Annotated in this window: 14 protein-coding genes and 1 tRNA gene; 4 read left to right on the top strand and 11 right to left on the bottom strand. The window is 62.7% G+C overall.

Going from position 1 to position 16,534, the window contains the following annotated elements; translation table 11 throughout:
• Nucleotides 1-6 precede the first annotated feature (6 nt).
• From ASG03_RS19665 to ASG03_RS19655, 3 genes are read left to right on the top strand one after another with little or no spacing between them, the layout of a single operon-like run.
• Nucleotides 7-405 (top strand): 6-pyruvoyl trahydropterin synthase family protein, encoded by a 399-nt coding sequence (locus ASG03_RS19665; RefSeq protein WP_062695397.1) that lies wholly within the window; start codon nt 7-9, stop codon nt 403-405.
• A complete protein-coding gene (locus ASG03_RS19660) occupies nt 402-1,469 on the top strand; it encodes a glycosyltransferase family 4 protein (RefSeq protein ID WP_062695395.1) in 1,068 nt (355 codons plus the stop codon). The genes ASG03_RS19665 and ASG03_RS19660 overlap by 4 nt, the downstream gene beginning before the upstream one ends.
• Complete coding sequence (locus ASG03_RS19655) at nt 1,466-2,254, top strand: class I SAM-dependent methyltransferase (RefSeq protein ID WP_062695393.1); 789 nt, start codon at nt 1,466-1,468, stop codon at nt 2,252-2,254. Before ASG03_RS19660 ends, ASG03_RS19655 begins: the two co-directional genes overlap by 4 nt.
• Here the strand turns inward: ASG03_RS19655 and ASG03_RS19650 are convergent.
• The 7 genes from ASG03_RS19650 to ASG03_RS19620 form a co-directional block, all read right to left on the bottom strand.
• Entirely contained in the window at nt 2,234-3,043 is an 810-nt protein-coding gene (locus tag ASG03_RS19650) for a RibD family protein (RefSeq protein WP_244475334.1), read from the bottom strand. The genes ASG03_RS19655 and ASG03_RS19650 overlap by 21 nt on opposite strands.
• Complete coding sequence (locus ASG03_RS19645; RefSeq protein ID WP_244475333.1) at nt 3,043-3,576, bottom strand: cytochrome b; 534 nt, start codon at nt 3,574-3,576, stop codon at nt 3,043-3,045. Before ASG03_RS19645 ends, ASG03_RS19650 begins: the two co-directional genes overlap by 1 nt.
• Nucleotides 3,577-3,731: 155 nt before the next feature.
• Nucleotides 3,732-4,727: an ABC transporter permease gene (locus ASG03_RS19640; protein ID WP_062468000.1), complete on the bottom strand. Its 996-nt coding sequence runs from the start codon at nt 4,725-4,727 to the stop codon at nt 3,732-3,734.
• A gap of 11 nt (nt 4,728-4,738) precedes the next feature.
• Nucleotides 4,739-5,689 (bottom strand): ABC transporter permease, encoded by a 951-nt coding sequence (locus ASG03_RS19635; protein WP_062695681.1) that lies wholly within the window; start codon nt 5,687-5,689, stop codon nt 4,739-4,741.
• A 55-nt stretch (nt 5,690-5,744) separates the two neighbouring features.
• Nucleotides 5,745-7,238: a sugar ABC transporter ATP-binding protein gene (locus ASG03_RS19630; RefSeq protein ID WP_062467998.1), complete on the bottom strand. Its 1,494-nt coding sequence runs from the start codon at nt 7,236-7,238 to the stop codon at nt 5,745-5,747.
• Between the two features lie 135 nt (nt 7,239-7,373).
• Complete coding sequence (locus ASG03_RS19625) at nt 7,374-8,354, bottom strand: ABC transporter substrate-binding protein (protein ID WP_062695391.1); 981 nt, start codon at nt 8,352-8,354, stop codon at nt 7,374-7,376.
• 183 nt (nt 8,355-8,537) lie between these two features.
• Nucleotides 8,538-9,374, bottom strand: a complete 837-nt coding sequence (locus ASG03_RS19620; protein ID WP_062467993.1) for a phytanoyl-CoA dioxygenase family protein — start codon at nt 9,372-9,374, stop codon at nt 8,538-8,540.
• Nucleotides 9,375-9,484: 110 nt separating this feature from the next.
• Between ASG03_RS19620 and ASG03_RS19615 the strand changes: the two genes are divergently transcribed.
• Complete coding sequence (locus tag ASG03_RS19615; protein WP_244475332.1) at nt 9,485-10,525, top strand: LacI family DNA-binding transcriptional regulator; 1,041 nt, start codon at nt 9,485-9,487, stop codon at nt 10,523-10,525.
• Nucleotides 10,526-10,869: 344 nt separating this feature from the next.
• Here the strand turns inward: ASG03_RS19615 and ASG03_RS19610 are convergent, their stop codons facing one another.
• From ASG03_RS19610 to ASG03_RS19595, 4 genes are all read right to left on the bottom strand, one after another.
• A complete protein-coding gene (locus ASG03_RS19610) occupies nt 10,870-14,694 on the bottom strand; it encodes a vitamin B12-dependent ribonucleotide reductase (RefSeq protein ID WP_062695387.1) in 3,825 nt (1,274 codons plus the stop codon).
• Nucleotides 14,695-15,311: 617 nt separating this feature from the next.
• Nucleotides 15,312-15,809 carry a xanthine phosphoribosyltransferase gene (gpt, locus tag ASG03_RS19605; RefSeq protein ID WP_062467985.1) on the bottom strand — a complete coding sequence of 166 codons (498 nt, stop codon included), beginning with the start codon at nt 15,807-15,809 and terminating at the stop codon, nt 15,312-15,314.
• Nucleotides 15,810-15,915: 106 nt separating this feature from the next.
• Nucleotides 15,916-16,000: transfer RNA gene (locus tag ASG03_RS19600), tRNA-Leu, on the bottom strand.
• 209 nt (nt 16,001-16,209) lie between these two features.
• Nucleotides 16,210-16,455 (bottom strand): DUF2188 domain-containing protein, encoded by a 246-nt coding sequence (locus tag ASG03_RS19595; protein ID WP_062467983.1) that lies wholly within the window; start codon nt 16,453-16,455, stop codon nt 16,210-16,212.
• Nucleotides 16,456-16,534 lie beyond the last annotated feature (79 nt).

The raw sequence follows: 16,534 nt of genomic DNA, 5'->3' as shown, positions 1-16,534 counted from the left end.
TTCTCCATGTATGCCGTCGAAGTCCGCGACCACATCATGATCGCCCACAGCCTGCCGCGTCCTGTCTTCGGTCCTGCCCAAGGCATGCATGGCGCGACCTTCGTGGTCGATGCCGCCTTCTTTACCCGCGATCTCGATGACGACGGGCTGGCGGTTGACATCGGTCTTGCCACCACAACGCTTGCCGACGTCCTGAAGCCGTTGAACTATCAGAATCTCGATGCACTCGAGATCTTCAAAGGCCGTGTTTCCACCACCGAAGTCGTGGCCAAGCATATTTTCGACAGGCTGGTCGACGCCGTTTTCGAAAACAAGCTCGGTCCGGGCAGCGGCCGCATTTGCCGGATTCGCGTTCTCCTGCACGAGAGCCATGCCGCCCGTGGATGGTATGAGGCCGACCTTTGAACAACCGGCTCGTCTTTGCCTATCCCGGGGATCTCTCGCTGAAAACGGGCGGCTATGGCTATGACCGGCGGCTTATCCACGGCTTGGAGCAGCTGGGTTGGCACGTCGAACCTGTGAGCCTTGGTGAGGGCTTCCCGATGCCGACGACGGATGTCCTGGCACGGGCCGAAGCGCAACTCTCAGCGCTGCCGGACGGTGCTTTGGTGATGATCGACGGTCTCGCTTTCGGGTTGATGGACCGGTGGGCGAAACGGGAAGGCGCGCGTTTGCGTATTGTGGCGCTCGTGCATCATCCACTTGCGCTGGAGACCGGGCTCCCTGCCGCTGTCGCCGCCCGCCTGTGCGAGAGCGAGCGTGAAGCCCTGCGCTTCGTGCGCCATGTCGTGGTGACGTCGGCGGAAACTGCGCGAACACTCTCCGAAGATTACGGTGTAGCCCCGGCCGAGATCACGATCGCCGTGCCCGGTACGGATCGACCGCAGCCGGCAAACCAAGCCGCACGTGACGCCGGTCCTCCCCATATCATCCCTCCCCACATCATCAGCGTCGGCACCCTCACGCGCCGCAAGGGTCATGATGTGCTGCTTGCCGCGCTGGCGAAGCTGAGAGACCTTCCCTGGCGCGCCAGCATCATCGGCAACCAGACACTTGATCCCGTGACCGCTGCGGCTCTTGCCGACCAGGTGGTGGCGCTTGGTCTGTCCGATCGCGTGACGCTGTGCGGCGAACGCGATGACGTCGCCGGCGAACTGCAGACCGGCGACATCTTCGCCCTGGCAAGCCGCTACGAAGGTTACGGCATGGTCTTTGCCGAGGCTTTGGCGCAAGGCTTGCCCATCGTGGCCTGCCACGCGGGCGCGATACCCGAGGTCGTGCCCCCGGAAGCAGGCGTGCTGGTGGCGGTCGACGACATCGATGGATTTGCGGACGCCTTGCGAACGTTCATCACCGACCCTCTTGTCCGGCGCCAGTTCGCCGATGCGGCCGCCACAGCCGGACGCCTGCTGCCGCGTTGGCAAGACACGGCACGCACGGTTTCCGATCGATTGGAAGGCGTGACATGAGCGGTTTCGAGACGGCATGGCTCGCCCTTCGCGAACCGGCCGACAAAGCCGCCCGAGCCGCCAATCTGATGGCTGAGCTCGTCGCGCACTGCGAACGTCTCGAAGCGCCGACCATCATGGACATCGGATGCGGCACGGGCGCCACCCACCGCGTCCTTTCGGCCCATCTCCCGACAGACGCACGCTGGTACCTCGTCGACAATGATCCGCGACTGCTTGGCGAAGCCGAAAGGCGGATCGGAAGCATCGGTGTCCGCTATATCCAGAAAGACCTCACGGACCTGGAGTCGCTCGACCTGCGCGGCATCGACCTCATGACCGCGTCCGCCTTCTTCGATCTCTGTTCGCAGGCATTTTGTGACGATCTGGTCGAACGTCTCAGCAGGCAGAACATCGCCTTCTATGCCGCCCTCAATTATGATGGTCGCATCCGCTGGAGCGATCCGCATGAACAGGATCGCGACGTCGTCAACGCGTTCAACCGTCACCAGCGCGGGGACAAGGGGTTCGGTGCGGCACTGGGGCCGGAGGCTGCAGCCTGGCTCGAGCGTGCGCTCCTGTCCCGCGGATATCGAATAGCGCGCGCGGACAGCCGCTGGGAACTCGATGGATCGCACGCCGCGCTTCAGGACGCATTCTTGCGCGGCATGATGCCCCCGGTCGCCGAGATCGGTGACATCCGTCCGGATGATCTCGAGGCGTGGCTCGCATTTCGTCTTGGCAAGGTTCGGGATGGCGGATGCCTTGTCGTCGGCCACACCGATCTATTGGCGCTGCCGAAATGAGCCGGCCGGGCGTCCTGCGGCGAGGTCACAGTCGTACAGGATGTCGCGCCCGACGCTGTAGAGGGTAGTCTCGGGTCGACGGGCCTCGGACAGTGTCCGGATCGGCGGGAGACAGATGCCGGACGGGCCCGAACCAATGATGAGCGGTGCAATGGACACATGCAGGCGATCGACAAGATCGCGATCGAGAAAGCGCGAGATCGTGCGCGCGCCGCCTTCGACCAGCACCTTCAAGAGATGGCGTTCCGCAAGGGCGTCCAGCATTTCTTCTGGACAGAGGCCGTCCGACGTCTGGTGCAGGCGGATGACGTCCACGGGATAGTGTCGTCGGGGCGCTTCTTGCGACTGGATAAGAATGACCGGCGCGCCGCCGTCGCAAAACACGCTTTCTTCGCCCGTGAGGTCGGCTCGGCAGTCGACAATGACCCGGACAGGATCAGGGCCTTCCACGTCGCGTACGGACAACCTCGGATGATCGGCCTTGACCGTGCCGACGCCGACGATGACCGCATCGACAAGCGCGCGGCATCGATGCAGATGCGCAATACCCTCGGGCCCGGATATATTGCGCGCATCCCCGGACGGCGTGGCGACCCGACCGTCGAGCGATTGTCCCACCTGCGCCAGAACAAACGCGCCTGTCGCAAACGCGATCGGCCCGTAAAGCGCAGCGCCTGCATCGGCCGCTTCATAGGGCGTTTTCGCGCGCGCGGACGATGCCGCGAGCAGCCTGCACCAGGTTTCATCTGTGATCGTCAGGCGACGAATGATCGACTCATCACATGTCATCAGAGCATTTTATACAAGGTGTCGTCCCGGCGCAGGACATGATGAAACAGGACGCCGCCAAGATGCAGAGCAAGGAGCCCAAAGAGGATCCAGGCACTCCATCGGTGAACCGTCGACAGCAGCGGGGCGATCCCGGGCGTCTTGTCGAGCGGGCTATAGACGGGAAGGATGTCGAACCAGACGAGTGCAAATCCATGGGCATTGGTGGCCAGGAAGCCGCTGACCGGCATCAAGATCAACAGGAGATACAGGCCGGCGTGCACCAGGCGCGCCATCCCGGCCATCGCGTCGGCGTCGCCGCTGCGGGGAACGCGCGACGTGAGACGAATGCCGATACGGGCAAGCATCAGCCAGAGGGCCATGAAGCCGAGCGACTCGTGCAGAAGGTAGGCGTCTGGCTTGATATCGTCGCACACGAATTTGATCACCATCCCGAGAGGCCAGGTGACGAACACCAGCATGGCGACCAGCCAGTGCATGATCCGCATGGCACCGGGATAGCGGATCGTCTGAATCTGATGGTCGTGTGTCACTTGAGAACACCCAGCACAGTCCCTCTCGCTCCCAAACTAGACAATCTCTTGCAAATCGCCTCATCACGAGCGCGCGAGATATCCAGCATTCAAGCGTAGGGCAGCCGGCGGGGCGGACGGACGGATGGCCTACGCAGCCTCGCGCGGAGATTAGCTCAGCCCTGCTCCTCGGGTCGAGCGGCAATCTTGGCCTGCAGGACGACCACGACCAGAAGGAAGAGGCCGCGAATGACGGACTGCCAGTAGGCCGACAGCGAGATCCAGCCCAAGCCGTTTTCGAAATTCAGGACATTGAAGACCATGCCGAGCAGGAGCACACCGGCGAGGGTCGCCCCGACCGATCCTGCACCCCCGCTGAGCAACGTGCCGCCAACCACCACGGAGGCGATGGCGAAAAGCTCCCAGCCAACGCCCTCTGTCGGCTGGCCCGCTCCGAACTGTGCGGCGAGCACCGTTCCGGCAAGCCCGGCGAGCAGGCCGGAGACGGCGTAGACGGAGAAGACGGTGCGCCGGACCTTCAGTCCCATCAAGAGCGCCGTGGCCTCCCCGTCGCCAACGGCCAGCACATGGCGGCCGGCCGGCAGCCGCTCGAGAAAGATCCAGCCGAGGATGTAGGCGGCAAGGGCGATCCAGGCAGGGATCGGGAAGCCGAGGATGTCGTCCTGCCCCAGCATGGTGAAGGCCGTGTCGTAGGAAACGGAAACGGACTGGTTGTCGGCCAGAAGCAGCGCCGTACCGTAGGAGGCCAGCATCGCGGCCAGCGTCGCGATGAAGGGCTGTATCCGCATCTGCGTGATCATGATGCCATTGAGCACACCGAAGGCAAGCCCCGCCGCCATGCCGGCGGCCAATCCGGCGGCCCAGCCGTAGGGGGAAGCGAATGCCGAGACGACGCTGGCAAGCGCCGCAACGCCTCCGACCGACAGATCGATCCCGCCGGTAATGATGACGAAGCACATGCCGAGCGCGATCAGCGCAAACATCGCATTGTAGCGCAGGAAGCTCAGGATGTTGAAGGACGAGAGAAAATTGTCGTAGCGCAGGGCGCCGAAAAGGATCAGCGCAAGGAGAGCGACCATGACGCCGAGGCGGGCCAGATCGCCCGAGGTTTTCGGACGGAGAAAGGCGGGGATGAAGCGAGCTGCGGACATCTGGACACTCCTCACGAACGGTCTGCGCGTTGCTGCACGTAGACGGCCACCACGATCAGGCCCGCCTTGACGACGAGCGCCGCAGCATCGGGGACGCCGTTTGCCAACAGCGTGTACCGCACGAGCTGAATGACCAGCGCGCCGAGAAGCGTCCCGAAAATGTTTGCCCGGCCACCCGTCAGCAGCGAGCCGCCGACGGCGACGGCGGCAATGGCGTCGAGCTCCATGCCGAGGCCGACGAGGTTGGCGTCGCTTGCGGAATTGCGCGCGACCACAACAAGCCCTGCAAGCCCGGCGAGCGCGCCGGAGATCAGATAGACGAGCATCTTGACCCGCCGGACAGGGATGCCGGCCAGGCGCGCCGCCTTCTCGTTGCCACCGACGGCAAGGACATGCCGGCCGAACATCGTCAGCCGGATCAACGCGAAGGCGAGGGCGGCAACCACCAGCATCAGCACCACCTGGGCTGGAACGCCTGCGACATGGCCCATGGCGATGAACTGGAAGGACGGGTTCTTGAAGACCTGCAGGTTGCCGTTGGTGGCGACTTGCGCAATGCCGCGGCCTGCAATGAAGAGCACCAGCGTGGCGACGATCGGCTGGATCGCGTATCGCGTGACCAGCAGGCCGTTGAACCATCCGAAGGCCATCGTGACAAGGATCGGCAGGACGAAGGCGAGACCCACGGCAAGGCTCGGATTGTCGATGGGAAACAGCGTACCGAGAAAGATCATCGGCGCCACAGCCCCGGCGATCGCCATCAGCGAGCCGACAGAGAGGTCGATACCGCCTGTCGCGATGACCAGCGTCATGCCCGTGGCGACGATGACGATCGGGGCGACCTGCGTCAGGTTGACGTTGAGCGTCTGCCACGAAACGAAATTTGGCGTCATCACCAGATTGAAGACGATGAGCAGCACCAGGGCAGCAGCGGTGCCGTATCGGCTGGCGAGTGCGAGCATCGACAGCTTCGGGCGCGTCTGCGGCGCTGGCGGGGCGGTGTCCGTGATCGTCATGTCATTCCCCCTGATGCGCCATGGCGGCGAGAAGCGCTTTTTCGGACATGGCGGAGCGTGGCAGGACGGCGACCGACGCGCCGTCGCTGAGGACCGTGATCCGGTCGGCGGCAGCCAGCAGTTCTTCGAGTTCGGACGAAATCATCAGGACGCTGAGGCCCTCGTCGGCCAATTGGCGCAGCAGCTTGAGGATTTCTGACTTCGCTCCGATATCGATGCCGCGCGTCGGTTCGTCGACGATGAGCACCTTCGGATCCGTGCACAGCCAGCGGGCCAGCAGCACTTTCTGCTGATTTCCGCCGGAAAGCTCCTTGATCGGCTGATCGGGTGAGGCGCATTTGATGCGCAGCGCCGTGATGAAACGCTGAACGATCTCATCCTGCCGTGCGCGGTTGATCACGCCGGCCTTGCGCAGCTTCGGCAGCAGCGCCAGCGTCATGTTCTCGCGGATGCTCATGTCCGGGATAATGCCGTCTACCTTCCTGTCCTCGGAGACGAGACCGATGCCGTCTGCAATGGCGTCGGCGGGTTCAGTGTAGGTCCGCGCCTGGCCACCGACCCGCAGCGAACCGCGCTCCAGCCGGTCCATTCCGAAGATGATGCGCGCGGTCTCGCTGCGGCCTGAGCCAAGCAGGCCGGCCAGCCCGGAGATCTCGCCTTCGCGCACGGTCAGATCCACCTGACGCACGCGGGTTCCCGAGCCGGCAGCTTCGAGCTCCAGGCGCACGGGGCGCTCTTCATGACCCTCCGCGCTCTTGCTCAGCGCTTCGAAGGCCGCAAGTTCGCGCCCGAGCATGTGCCGCACCAGCTCCATCTTCGAGATGTCCTGCATGGCGCTGACGGCGACGGTTTGCCCGTCACGCATGATCGTGACGCGGTTGCAGATCGCGTAGAGCTCGTCCAGCCGGTGCCCGATGAAGATGACGGCGACGCCGCGCGCCTGCAGGGTGCGGATCGTGTCGAACAGGATGGAGACTTCACGCTCGTCCAGCGAAGACGTCGGCTCGTCCATGATCAGGAGCTTGGCATTCTGTTCGACGGACCGGGCAATGGCCACCATCTGCCGCGTCGCGGCATTGAAGCTGGCAACGGGCCTGTCGACATCGATGTCGAGATGGAAGGCCTCCAGAACACGCCGCGCACCTTCGCGCATGCGGCGATGGTCGAGCAGGCCGAAGCGGCGGGGCTCGCGCGCGAGATAGATGTTCTCGGCAACCGACCGCTGGGCTGCGAGATTGATTTCCTGGTAGATCGTCGCAATGCCCGCCGCCTGACTGTCGGCCGGCGAGGTGAAGGTCACGTCGCGACCATTGAAGGCGATCCGGCCCGTCTCGACCTTGTAGGCTCCGGTAAGGATCTTGATCAGTGTCGATTTGCCGGCGCCGTTCTGACCGACCAACGCCATGATCTCACCGTCGGCGACATCGAGCGTGGCCGACCGCAGGGCCGCGACTCCGGCGAACGACTTGGAGATGTCCTGCATGGAAAGCAGCATCGAAGGTCCTCTTGCACAGGAAAACATGTCGCCGGCGGGATACCCGCCGGCGACAGCCATGATCGGCAGGTGTCCGGTCAACCTCTTAGGGTCGGCCAGACATTGCCTTGCCTGCTTTGCCTTGCACGCCTTGCCTCAGTAGGCGTTGGCGAGTTCGGCCTTGGCGTTCGAGCTGTCGTAGAACTTGTCGTCGTTGATGACGCGGGGCTCGATCTTTTCGCCCTTGGCATAGCGCGCCATGGTTTCGAACGCCTTGGGTCCGAAGCGCGGATTGCACTCGACGACGGCCGCGATCTTGCCTTCGGCCACCAGTCCGACGGCTTCCTTGCCGCCATCGATCGACAGCACGAGGACGTCCTTGCCGGGCACCTTGCCGGCGGCCTCGATGGCGGAGATCGCACCGATGGCCATCTCGTCATTGTGTGAATAGATGATATCGGCATCTGGATGCGCCTGCAGCAGGGCTTCAGCCACCTGACGACCCTTGTCGCGGGCAAAATCGCCGGACTGGGATGCCACGATCTCGAAGCCGCCGGCGGCCTTGATCGCTTCGTCGAAGCCCTTCTTGCGATCGTTGGCGGGCGAGGAACCGGTCGTGCCTTCCAGCTCGATGATCTTCGTCTTTCCGCCGGCATTCTTCGCGAGCCATTCGGCCACGCGCTGGCCTTCCTGGACGAAGTCGGAGCCGATGAAGGTGAGGTAGTCCTGGCCGGCCTTGGCGAGCTTCGGATCCACACTGCGATCGAGCAGGATAACCGGGATGCCGGCCTTCTTGGCCGCCATGACGGCGGGGATCAGCGGCTTTTCCTCACGCGGAGCGAGGAAGATGACATCGACGCCCTGCGCGATCATCGAGTTGACATCGGCGACCTGCTTGGCGGCCGAACCCGCGGCATCGGTATAGACCAGCTGATAGCCGAGCCTTGCGGCTTCCGCCTTCATGCTCTCGGTCTGGGCGATCCGCCAGGGATTGTTGGATTCGGTCTGCGCGAAGCCGACCTTGTAGGTGTCCTTCTGCTTCAGGGCAGGTACCTGCGCTGTTGCCATTCCGGCAAAGGTCAGGGCGCCGATCATGGTTGCGACCGTCAAGAATGTGCGACGTGAGAATGCGGACATCTCAGTTTTCTCCTCCCGATTTATTCCGACCTCCTCAGATCGGATGCAAGCTTCAGCCGCTTGCGGGCTCACTCTGTTGCTAATGATATTAACAGTCAACCTGAAAAATATTAGTCCTGGCAGGCCGGGCGACACGACGACAGCCGCATGCCCGAAGGCCGCGAGGCTGTCGTCGCTCCACGATCAGGTCGGGTCTGCGCCCATGACGAGACCTTCGATGTCGTGCTTCTGGGTGATCGGCACGAGTTCGTCGACGACCCTGCAGACGAGGTGCTTGCGGGCGATCTCGGGCAGGGCGTCATACCAGTCTTTGGTCACCATCATGTCGTGCAGTTCGGCATGGCCGGCACCGGGCGCATCGACGCCCAGAACCATTACCGGGCGGGCGATCGGCGACAGATGCTCCGTGCCGCGATGCACCGTCAGGGCCGACCGGCAGGAAATGTCCCCGCGCTTGGGGAATTTGCGGGTGGCACGTTCCTGGAAACGACCCCACAGAGCCTTGTCGGGGAACATCTCGTGCTTCCACTCCCGACCATCGTCATACTGCGTCCCTGGCGCCACCTCGAAGGGGCCCATGTCCTCGGTCACGTCGACGCCGGTGAGGTTGAAGGCGAGCGAGGTGATCTTCCGGTCCTGGTAGGTATCGACCGGCGACGGGAAGTCCCGGTGCCAAGGCTGATACTTTGCACCCTGGAAAGGCACATCGAGCCCGATTTCCACGATCTGATAGTCCGGTCCAAGCAGGTTGGTGCAGACGTCCACGAGCCAGGGGTGGGTGACGAGATCGACGAAACCACCGAAGTTCTGCGGGTGGATCTCGACATACCAGCGCCGGGGGCCGCGACCGACGGCGCCGCCCGGGCGCTGGATCGCCGACCAGAAGGCCGTCATCATGTCTTCACGCATTGCATCGGCCCACTCCGGCGTGAAGGCGCCCTTCAGGCCGATGATGCCGTCCTCGGCCAGCGTCTTCAGCTGGGCGGCGATGTCATAGTCAAATTGTGCATGTGCATTCATGGCGTGTCCTCCTCGACATCCGGAATCTAGCGCAACTAATAATTATTAGTCAATGGATAATCCTGTCGGGCTCGGTTAGGAAGGATGAGACATGTCGAATGGACGAGAGCGTGAGCAGCCGAAAGCCTTCCAAGCGGATAACGATGATGGACGTGGCCAAAGCCGCCGGCTGCTCGCAGGCGACGGTATCCGTGGTGCTGAACAACATCATGGACATCAAGATCTCCGCGGATCTCCGGGCGCGCGTGGTCGAAGCGGCGCGGTCGCTCGGCTACGGCCTTGCCAGCCCAATCCGTCGTGCAGCGCTCGAGGAGCTGCGGGACGGCTGCATCGGCTTCATCGTCGATCAGCTGACCACGACGCCCGAGGCCGTCAACGCGATCGAGGGCGCGCGGCAGGAATCCTGGAACGCCGATGTGACGATTCTCGTCGCACAGACGCAGGGACGGGCGGAATACGAACGCCGTGCGGTTGACCGTCTCCTGCGGGCCGGTGCGCAGGGCATCATCTACATGTCCGTCTTTACCCGGCGCGTCGCGCTCGATTCGGCTTTCAATGAACTCCCGGTGCCGCTTGTCCTGCTCAATTGCCATACGGGCGATCCCCGCTTTCCTTCGGTCGTGCCGGACGAGGTCAATGGCGGCAAGCTTGCGACGTCGACGCTGATCGAGAAGGGGCATCGGCGGATCGGTATCATCACCGGCGAAACCTTCATGGAGGCTTCGCAGGATCGCCTGATCGGATATCGCAAAGCGCTGGGGAAAGCCGGCATCGACTATGACGACCAGCTGGTGGGCGAGGGCAACTGGACCCCGACCGCCGGTTATGAGGCGACGCAGAGGCTTCTGTCGCTCGCGGACCGGCCGACCGCGATTTTCTGCCAGAACGACAAGATGGCGATGGGATGCTTCACCGCGATTCGCGAACGCGGCCTCTCCGTTCCCGGGGATATCTCCGTGATCGGCTACGACGACGACGAGATCGCCCGCCATCTCCGCCCGCAACTCACCACCATCGACCTTCCGCACCGCGCCATGGGCGCCTGGGCCGTGCGCCACCTCGGACGCCAGACAGGCGATGTCCTGCCCAACACGCACAAGATGGTCTGCGGCCTGATCGAGCGCTCGTCCGTCGGACCATTTGTCGCCTGACGAGCAAGGCGATCGCCGCTAGCCCAGGCCGCGACGCGAGTGTCGATCTTGGAATATGACGGGGTGGCTGACGAACGGCGCACCGCGTGCGGGGCTCGTGCGAGCAATCAAGCGGGGTTCGTCGAGATCTTATGACGACCGGACTGCGACTGTCACGTGTGCTTCTGCACGTATCGAAGAGGACGATGCAGAGGTTTCGGTCGACCGAGTCGAGCATGGTCTTGCATTTCGAGCTCGCAAGCCGAGCCACATTCTCGGATGCGCCAAGGACGGCGCATCGCCTGCTGCGCGTTAGATCCGAATGTGGGAGAGCGTGAACGTTACATTCACGCTCTCCCGTCTTCTCAGCTGCAGCCGCTTGTTGCGCCGCAGGTGTCGCACTTCTCGCAGGTGCCGTTCCGCACCATCGTGAAGTTTTGGCATTCCGAGCACATGTTGCCGGTATACCCCTGGGCGATCGAGCGGATGCGGCGTTCGGCTTCCAGTTTCTTGGCGTCCGATTTCGCGGCAGCGGCTTCCGCAGCTGCCTTGTCGGAGAACAGCGCGGTGACATCACGGGGAGACTCCGCAATCTCCGGGACAACCACCTCGATCGCCTCGACGGCCCGCTCTTCGTAGTCGCGCTTGAAGGCGACGACTTCGGAGGTCGAGATCGAAGTCGCCGGTTCCAGCTTGCGGGCGACCGAGCCGGCAAACGGGGTTACCGTGCCGCCGGCGGCCGCGCCGCGGGCCGGGGTGGCTGTCGCCGATCCCTTGGGCTCGCCGGATGCGCGATCAATCCCGGATCCGGTGGTCGTGCCCGATACGAGGGTCGGCTTGTGACCGCGGGTCCAGCCGGTCGACAGCAGGTTGGTCTTGCCTTCCTGGATGCCCTTGCCGAGTGCCGTATTGCCGAAGTCGGACGTGTCGACATGTGCAAGATCGTGCCGGCCGAGATAGGAAACGGCAAGCTCGCGGAACACGTAGTCGAGGATCGACGTGGCATTCTTGATCGCGTCATTGCCCTGCACCATGCCGGCGGGCTCGAACTTCGTGAACGTGAAGGCCTCGACATATTCTTCGAGCGGCACGCCGTACTGCAGGCCGAGCGAGATGGCGATGGCGAAATTGTTCATCATCGCGCGGAAGGCGGCGCCTTCCTTGTGCATGTCGATGAAGATCTCGCCGATCCGGCCGTCACCGAATTCACCGGTCCGGAGATAGACCTTGTGCCCACCGACGATCGCCTTCTGGGTGTAGCCCTGGCGGCGGTTCGGCAGCTTTTCGCGCTCGCGGGTGATCCGCTCGATCACACGTTCGACGATCTTTTCCGTGACGGCGACCGCCTGGGCGGCAGCCGGCTGCTGGATCAGCGTCTCCAGCGCATCCTCGTCTTCCTCGTCCTCGATGAGTGAGGCGTTCAGCGGCTGCGAGAGCTTGGAGCCGTCGCGGTAGAGGGCGTTCGCCTTCAGCGCGAGCTTCCAGGACAGCATGTAGGCGTTCTTGCAGTCCTCTACGGTCGCCTCGTTCGGCATGTTGATCGTCTTGGAGATCGCGCCGGAGATGAAGGGCTGGGCTGCCGCCATCATGCGGATGTGGCTTTCCACCGAGAGGTAGCGCTTGCCGATCTTGCCGCAGGGGTTGGCACAGTCGAACACCGGCAGATGCTCGGCCTTCAGGAACGGTGCGCCTTCGAGCGTCATCGCGCCGCAGACGTGCACGTTGGCCGCTTCGATCTCCTTGCGGGAGAAGCCGATATGCTCAAGCAGGTTGAAGCTCATGTCCGCAAGCTGTTCGTCGCTGACCTTCAGCGTTTCCTTCAGGAAGTCGACGCCGAGCGTCCACTGGTTGAAGACGAACTTGATGTCGAAGGCTGCCTTCGTCGCGCCGTTGATGGCCTCGATCTTGTCCTCCGTGAAGCCCTTGGCCCGCAGCGAGCCCGGGTTGACGGCCGGTGCCTGGTTGATGTTGCCATGGCCGACTGCATAGGCCTCGATCTCGGCGATCTGGCTTTCCGAATAGCCGAGCGTGCGCAAGGCTTCTGGAACGGCGCGGTTGATGATCTTGAAGTACCCGCCACCGGCAAGCTTCTTGAACTTCACGAGAGCAAAGTCAGGCTCGATGCCGGTCGTGTCGCAATCCATGACGAGACCGATCGTGCCCGTCGGCGCGATGACCGAAACCTGTGCATTGCGATAGCCGTGCTGCTCGCCGAGCGACAGGGCCTTTTCCCAGGCCGCGACGGCATGCGTCACGAGTGTCTGGTCAGGGCATTCCGAATGGACCAGCGGGACGGGCGCGACGGACAGGCCTTCATAACCGAGCGCTTCGCCACGGGCGGCACGGGCATGGTTGCGGATGACGCGCAGCATGTTGTCACGGTTCGGCTTGAAGCCGGGGAACGGGCCGAGCTTGGCCGCGATCTCCGCCGAGGTCGCATAGGACACGCCGGTCATGACGGCGGTCAGGGCGCCGGCGATCGCGCGGCCTTCCCTGCTGTCATAGGGAATGCCGGACGACATCAGGAGGCCGCCGATATTGGCGTAGCCGAGACCCAGCGTGCGGTATTCGTAGGAGCGCTCGGCAATCTCCCGCGACGGGAACTGGGCCATCATCACCGAGATTTCGAGCACGATCGTCCAGAGGCGGACCGCATGCTCATAATCGGCGATATCGATGTTCTTGGTTGTCTGGTCCTTGAACTGCAGCAGGTTCAACGAAGCCAGGTTGCAGGCGGTATCATCCAGGAACATGTATTCCGAGCACGGATTGGACGCGCGGATGGAGCCGGCGGCCGGGCAGGTGTGCCAGTCGTTCATGGTCGTGTTGAAGTGCAGGCCCGGATCGGCGGAAGCCCAGGCAGCGTAGGAAATGCTTTCCCACAGATCGCGCGCCTTCAACGTCTTCATGACGCGTCCGTCCTTGCGGGCGGTCAGGTTCCAGTCGCCATCGGCTTCGACGGCACGCAGGAAATCGTCGCGCAGCGAAACCGAGTTGTTGGAATTCTGGCCGGAAACCGTGAGATAGGCCTCCGAATCCCAGTCCGTGTCATAGGTCTTGAAGTCGATGTCCTTGTAGCCCTGGCGCGCAAACTGGATGACGCGCTGGATGTAGTTCTCCGGCACCTGATCCTTCTTGGCGGCCTTGATTTCGCGCTTCAGGGCCGGGTTCTCGTTCGGGTCATAGCAGGCGCCGTCGGGCCCCTCGCAGTTCACGCAGGCCTTCATGATGGCCTTGAGATGCTGGGCGACGATTTTCGAGCCGGTCACGAGGGCCGCGACCTTCTGCTCTTCCTTGACCTTCCAGTTGATGTAATCCTCGATATCGGGATGGTCGATGTCGACGACCACCATCTTGGCAGCGCGGCGCGTCGTGCCGCCCGACTTGATGGCGCCGGCGGCGCGGTCGCCGATCTTCAGGAAGCTCATCAGGCCAGAGGATTTGCCGCCGCCCGAAAGCTTTTCGCCTTCGCCGCGCAGGTAGGAGAAGTTGGAGCCGGTGCCGGAGCCGTACTTGAAAAGGCGCGCCTCGCGCACCCACAGGTCCATGATCCCGCCTTCGTTGACGAGATCGTCACCGACCGACTGGATGAAGCAGGCATGCGGCTGGGGATGCTCGTAGGACGACTTGGACTTCACGAGCTTGCCCGTGAAGGGGTCGATGTAGAAATGGCCCTGTCCGGGACCGTCGATGCCATAGGCCCAGTGCAGGCCCGTGTTGAACCACTGCGGCGAGTTCGGGGCGACGCGCTGGGTCGCCAGCATGTAGGCGAGCTCGTCGCGGAAGGCGAGGGCGTCTTCCTCGGAGGCGAAGTAGTTGCCCTTCCAGCCCCAGTAGGTCCAGGTGCCGGCGAGACGATCGAAGACCTGGCGGGCGTCGGTTTCCGAGCCGAAATGCTCGTCCTTGGGGAGGTCCTTCATCGCGGCTTCATCGGCGACGGAGCGCCAGAGCCACGAGGGAACGGAATTTTCCTCGACCTTCTTCAGGCGCGCGGGGACGCCGGCCTTGCGAAAATACTTCTGGGCCAGAATATCGGCTGCGACCTGACTGAACTGGGCGGGCACGTCGATATCGGCAAGCCGGAAAACGATCGACCCATCGGGGTTCTTGATTTCGCTCACGGCCTTGCGGAACGCGATGTCTGCATAGGCCGACTGGCCGGCCTTGGTAAAGCGACGTTCGATCTGCATCTGTCCCAATCCTTGTTCTGTCCGAAGCATGCGCTTTTCAGGCACGCTGATATCCTTCCGGAAAGCAACATCGCCGGCCGGTGGTCCGTTTCTGCGGCTACACACTCGTATCCGATATGTAGTGTTAATTAAATGGTCTATCTACTAGATGTAGAGAGAATTATCGATCTGCTGGTGGGTTCCCCCGGCGTGCAACGTTTTCTACAGATCATTTTCGACACGCGTTCCCGCCTCAAGGGCAGGATCTCCAGCAGAATGAGGATGTTGGCGCAGATCGGGGAAAGCCACCGTCCGAGCCGTGGTCTGGCGTCATGCCAGTCTCGATTATGATTAACCGCGAGTCCGATGGCGTCGTCAAGGGCTTGCGGCTCGCCGTCCACCGGCGTCTATATCTTGTGGAAATTTTCTTTTTGAACGGGAATCAAGGAAATCAGTCACTTGTCGCTGGCGCAAACCGAAGAGGCGGTTGGTTCCACGATTTCTTGTGGACAAAAACTTACGCCGATCCGCAGGTTATCCGCGTGAAAAGGAATGCTTGGTCCCTGAACGGCACAGGGCGCGGGATGGTGTCCCGCGCCCTGTGCCGTTCAGGGACCTGTCGTGCGACCGGCGAAGGCCTAGCCGCGGGATCCTTTGGCGATCGGCTCCTGATAGGAGAAGCCCATATCCCAAGGGAAATAGATCCAGGTGTCCTGGCTGACCTCGGTCACGAAGGTGTCCACCTGCGGACGCCCTTTCGGCTTGGCGTAGACCGCCGCAAAATGCGCCTTGGGCAGCATCGCCCGCACGATCGCGGCCGTTTTCCCGGTGTCCGTGAGGTCGTCGACGATCAGGACGCGGTCACCGCCGTCGGCGCGAATTTCCTCGGAAATCGTCTTGATCACCTCCATCTGCCCCTGCGACGCGTAGTCGTGATAGGACGCGACGCAGACCGTCTCGATCATGCGGATGTTCAGCTCCCGCGAGATGATCGCGGCCGGCACGAGACCGCCTCGCGTGATGCAGACGATCGCCTTCCACTCGACGCCCTGATCCGCCAGCCGCCACGCGAGTGCACGCGCATCGCGATGAAACTGGTCCCAGGACACGGGAAAGGCTTTTTCGGGAAGGGACATGGCGGACTCCAAGCATATCTAGCAGATGCGTGTCTGACGGAAGGAGCGTTTCTGCGATAAAGCCCGATCATTTTCAAGACGGGATAAAAGGCAGTCCGTCAGTGGCTGGTGCGGACGACGGGGGTCGAACCCGTACGAGTCTCCTCGAGAGATTTTAAGTCTCTTGCGTCTACCAGTTTCGCCACGTCCGCAGTGGCAACAGTCTTTCCGATACCGCGAGGATTTCGTCAAGCTGCATCGGCAGCAGTTAACCCTTCCCGTAAAGCTTAACAACAGCTTGTCGTTGCAAAGCGATGACTTACGAGCGATACAAAATCTGCCGATCCGCACATCGGTCTTTTCATGACCTAATCCTTCAGCCTCTCTCCTCGCGGAGAGAGGCACCATCCCTTTTTGACCGTCAGGCCTTGTCTTCGACCACAGCTTCCGGGCGATCTCCGCCGCTGGCATGTTCCTCGTGCCACTGCCCGGAGGCATCCTGGAAGCTGATGTCTTCGTCCGATCCTCCGACCTGCTGCTCCGCCGCAGCCGCCTTGGCCGCGCGAAGTGCATGTTCATGCGTCGGAAAACTCTCCGAAAAAACGTCGCCGACCTTGTAGGCCCATCCGCCGTCGTGCTCGACGATGTGATAGATAACCTTGACCATGCTTGTGTCCCTCTCTCTGGTGATGCGATTGTCGTGTGCGGGGTAACGAGCGACGGGTGCCGTTCGTTCCGGCGGTCGG

It is taken from the genome of Rhizobium sp. Leaf341, assembly GCF_001424325.1.
Classification (GTDB): Bacteria; Pseudomonadota; Alphaproteobacteria; order Rhizobiales; family Rhizobiaceae; genus Ferranicluibacter.
Note: the sequence above shows the minus strand (reverse complement) of the source record. Positions and strands in the feature narration are given on the sequence as shown.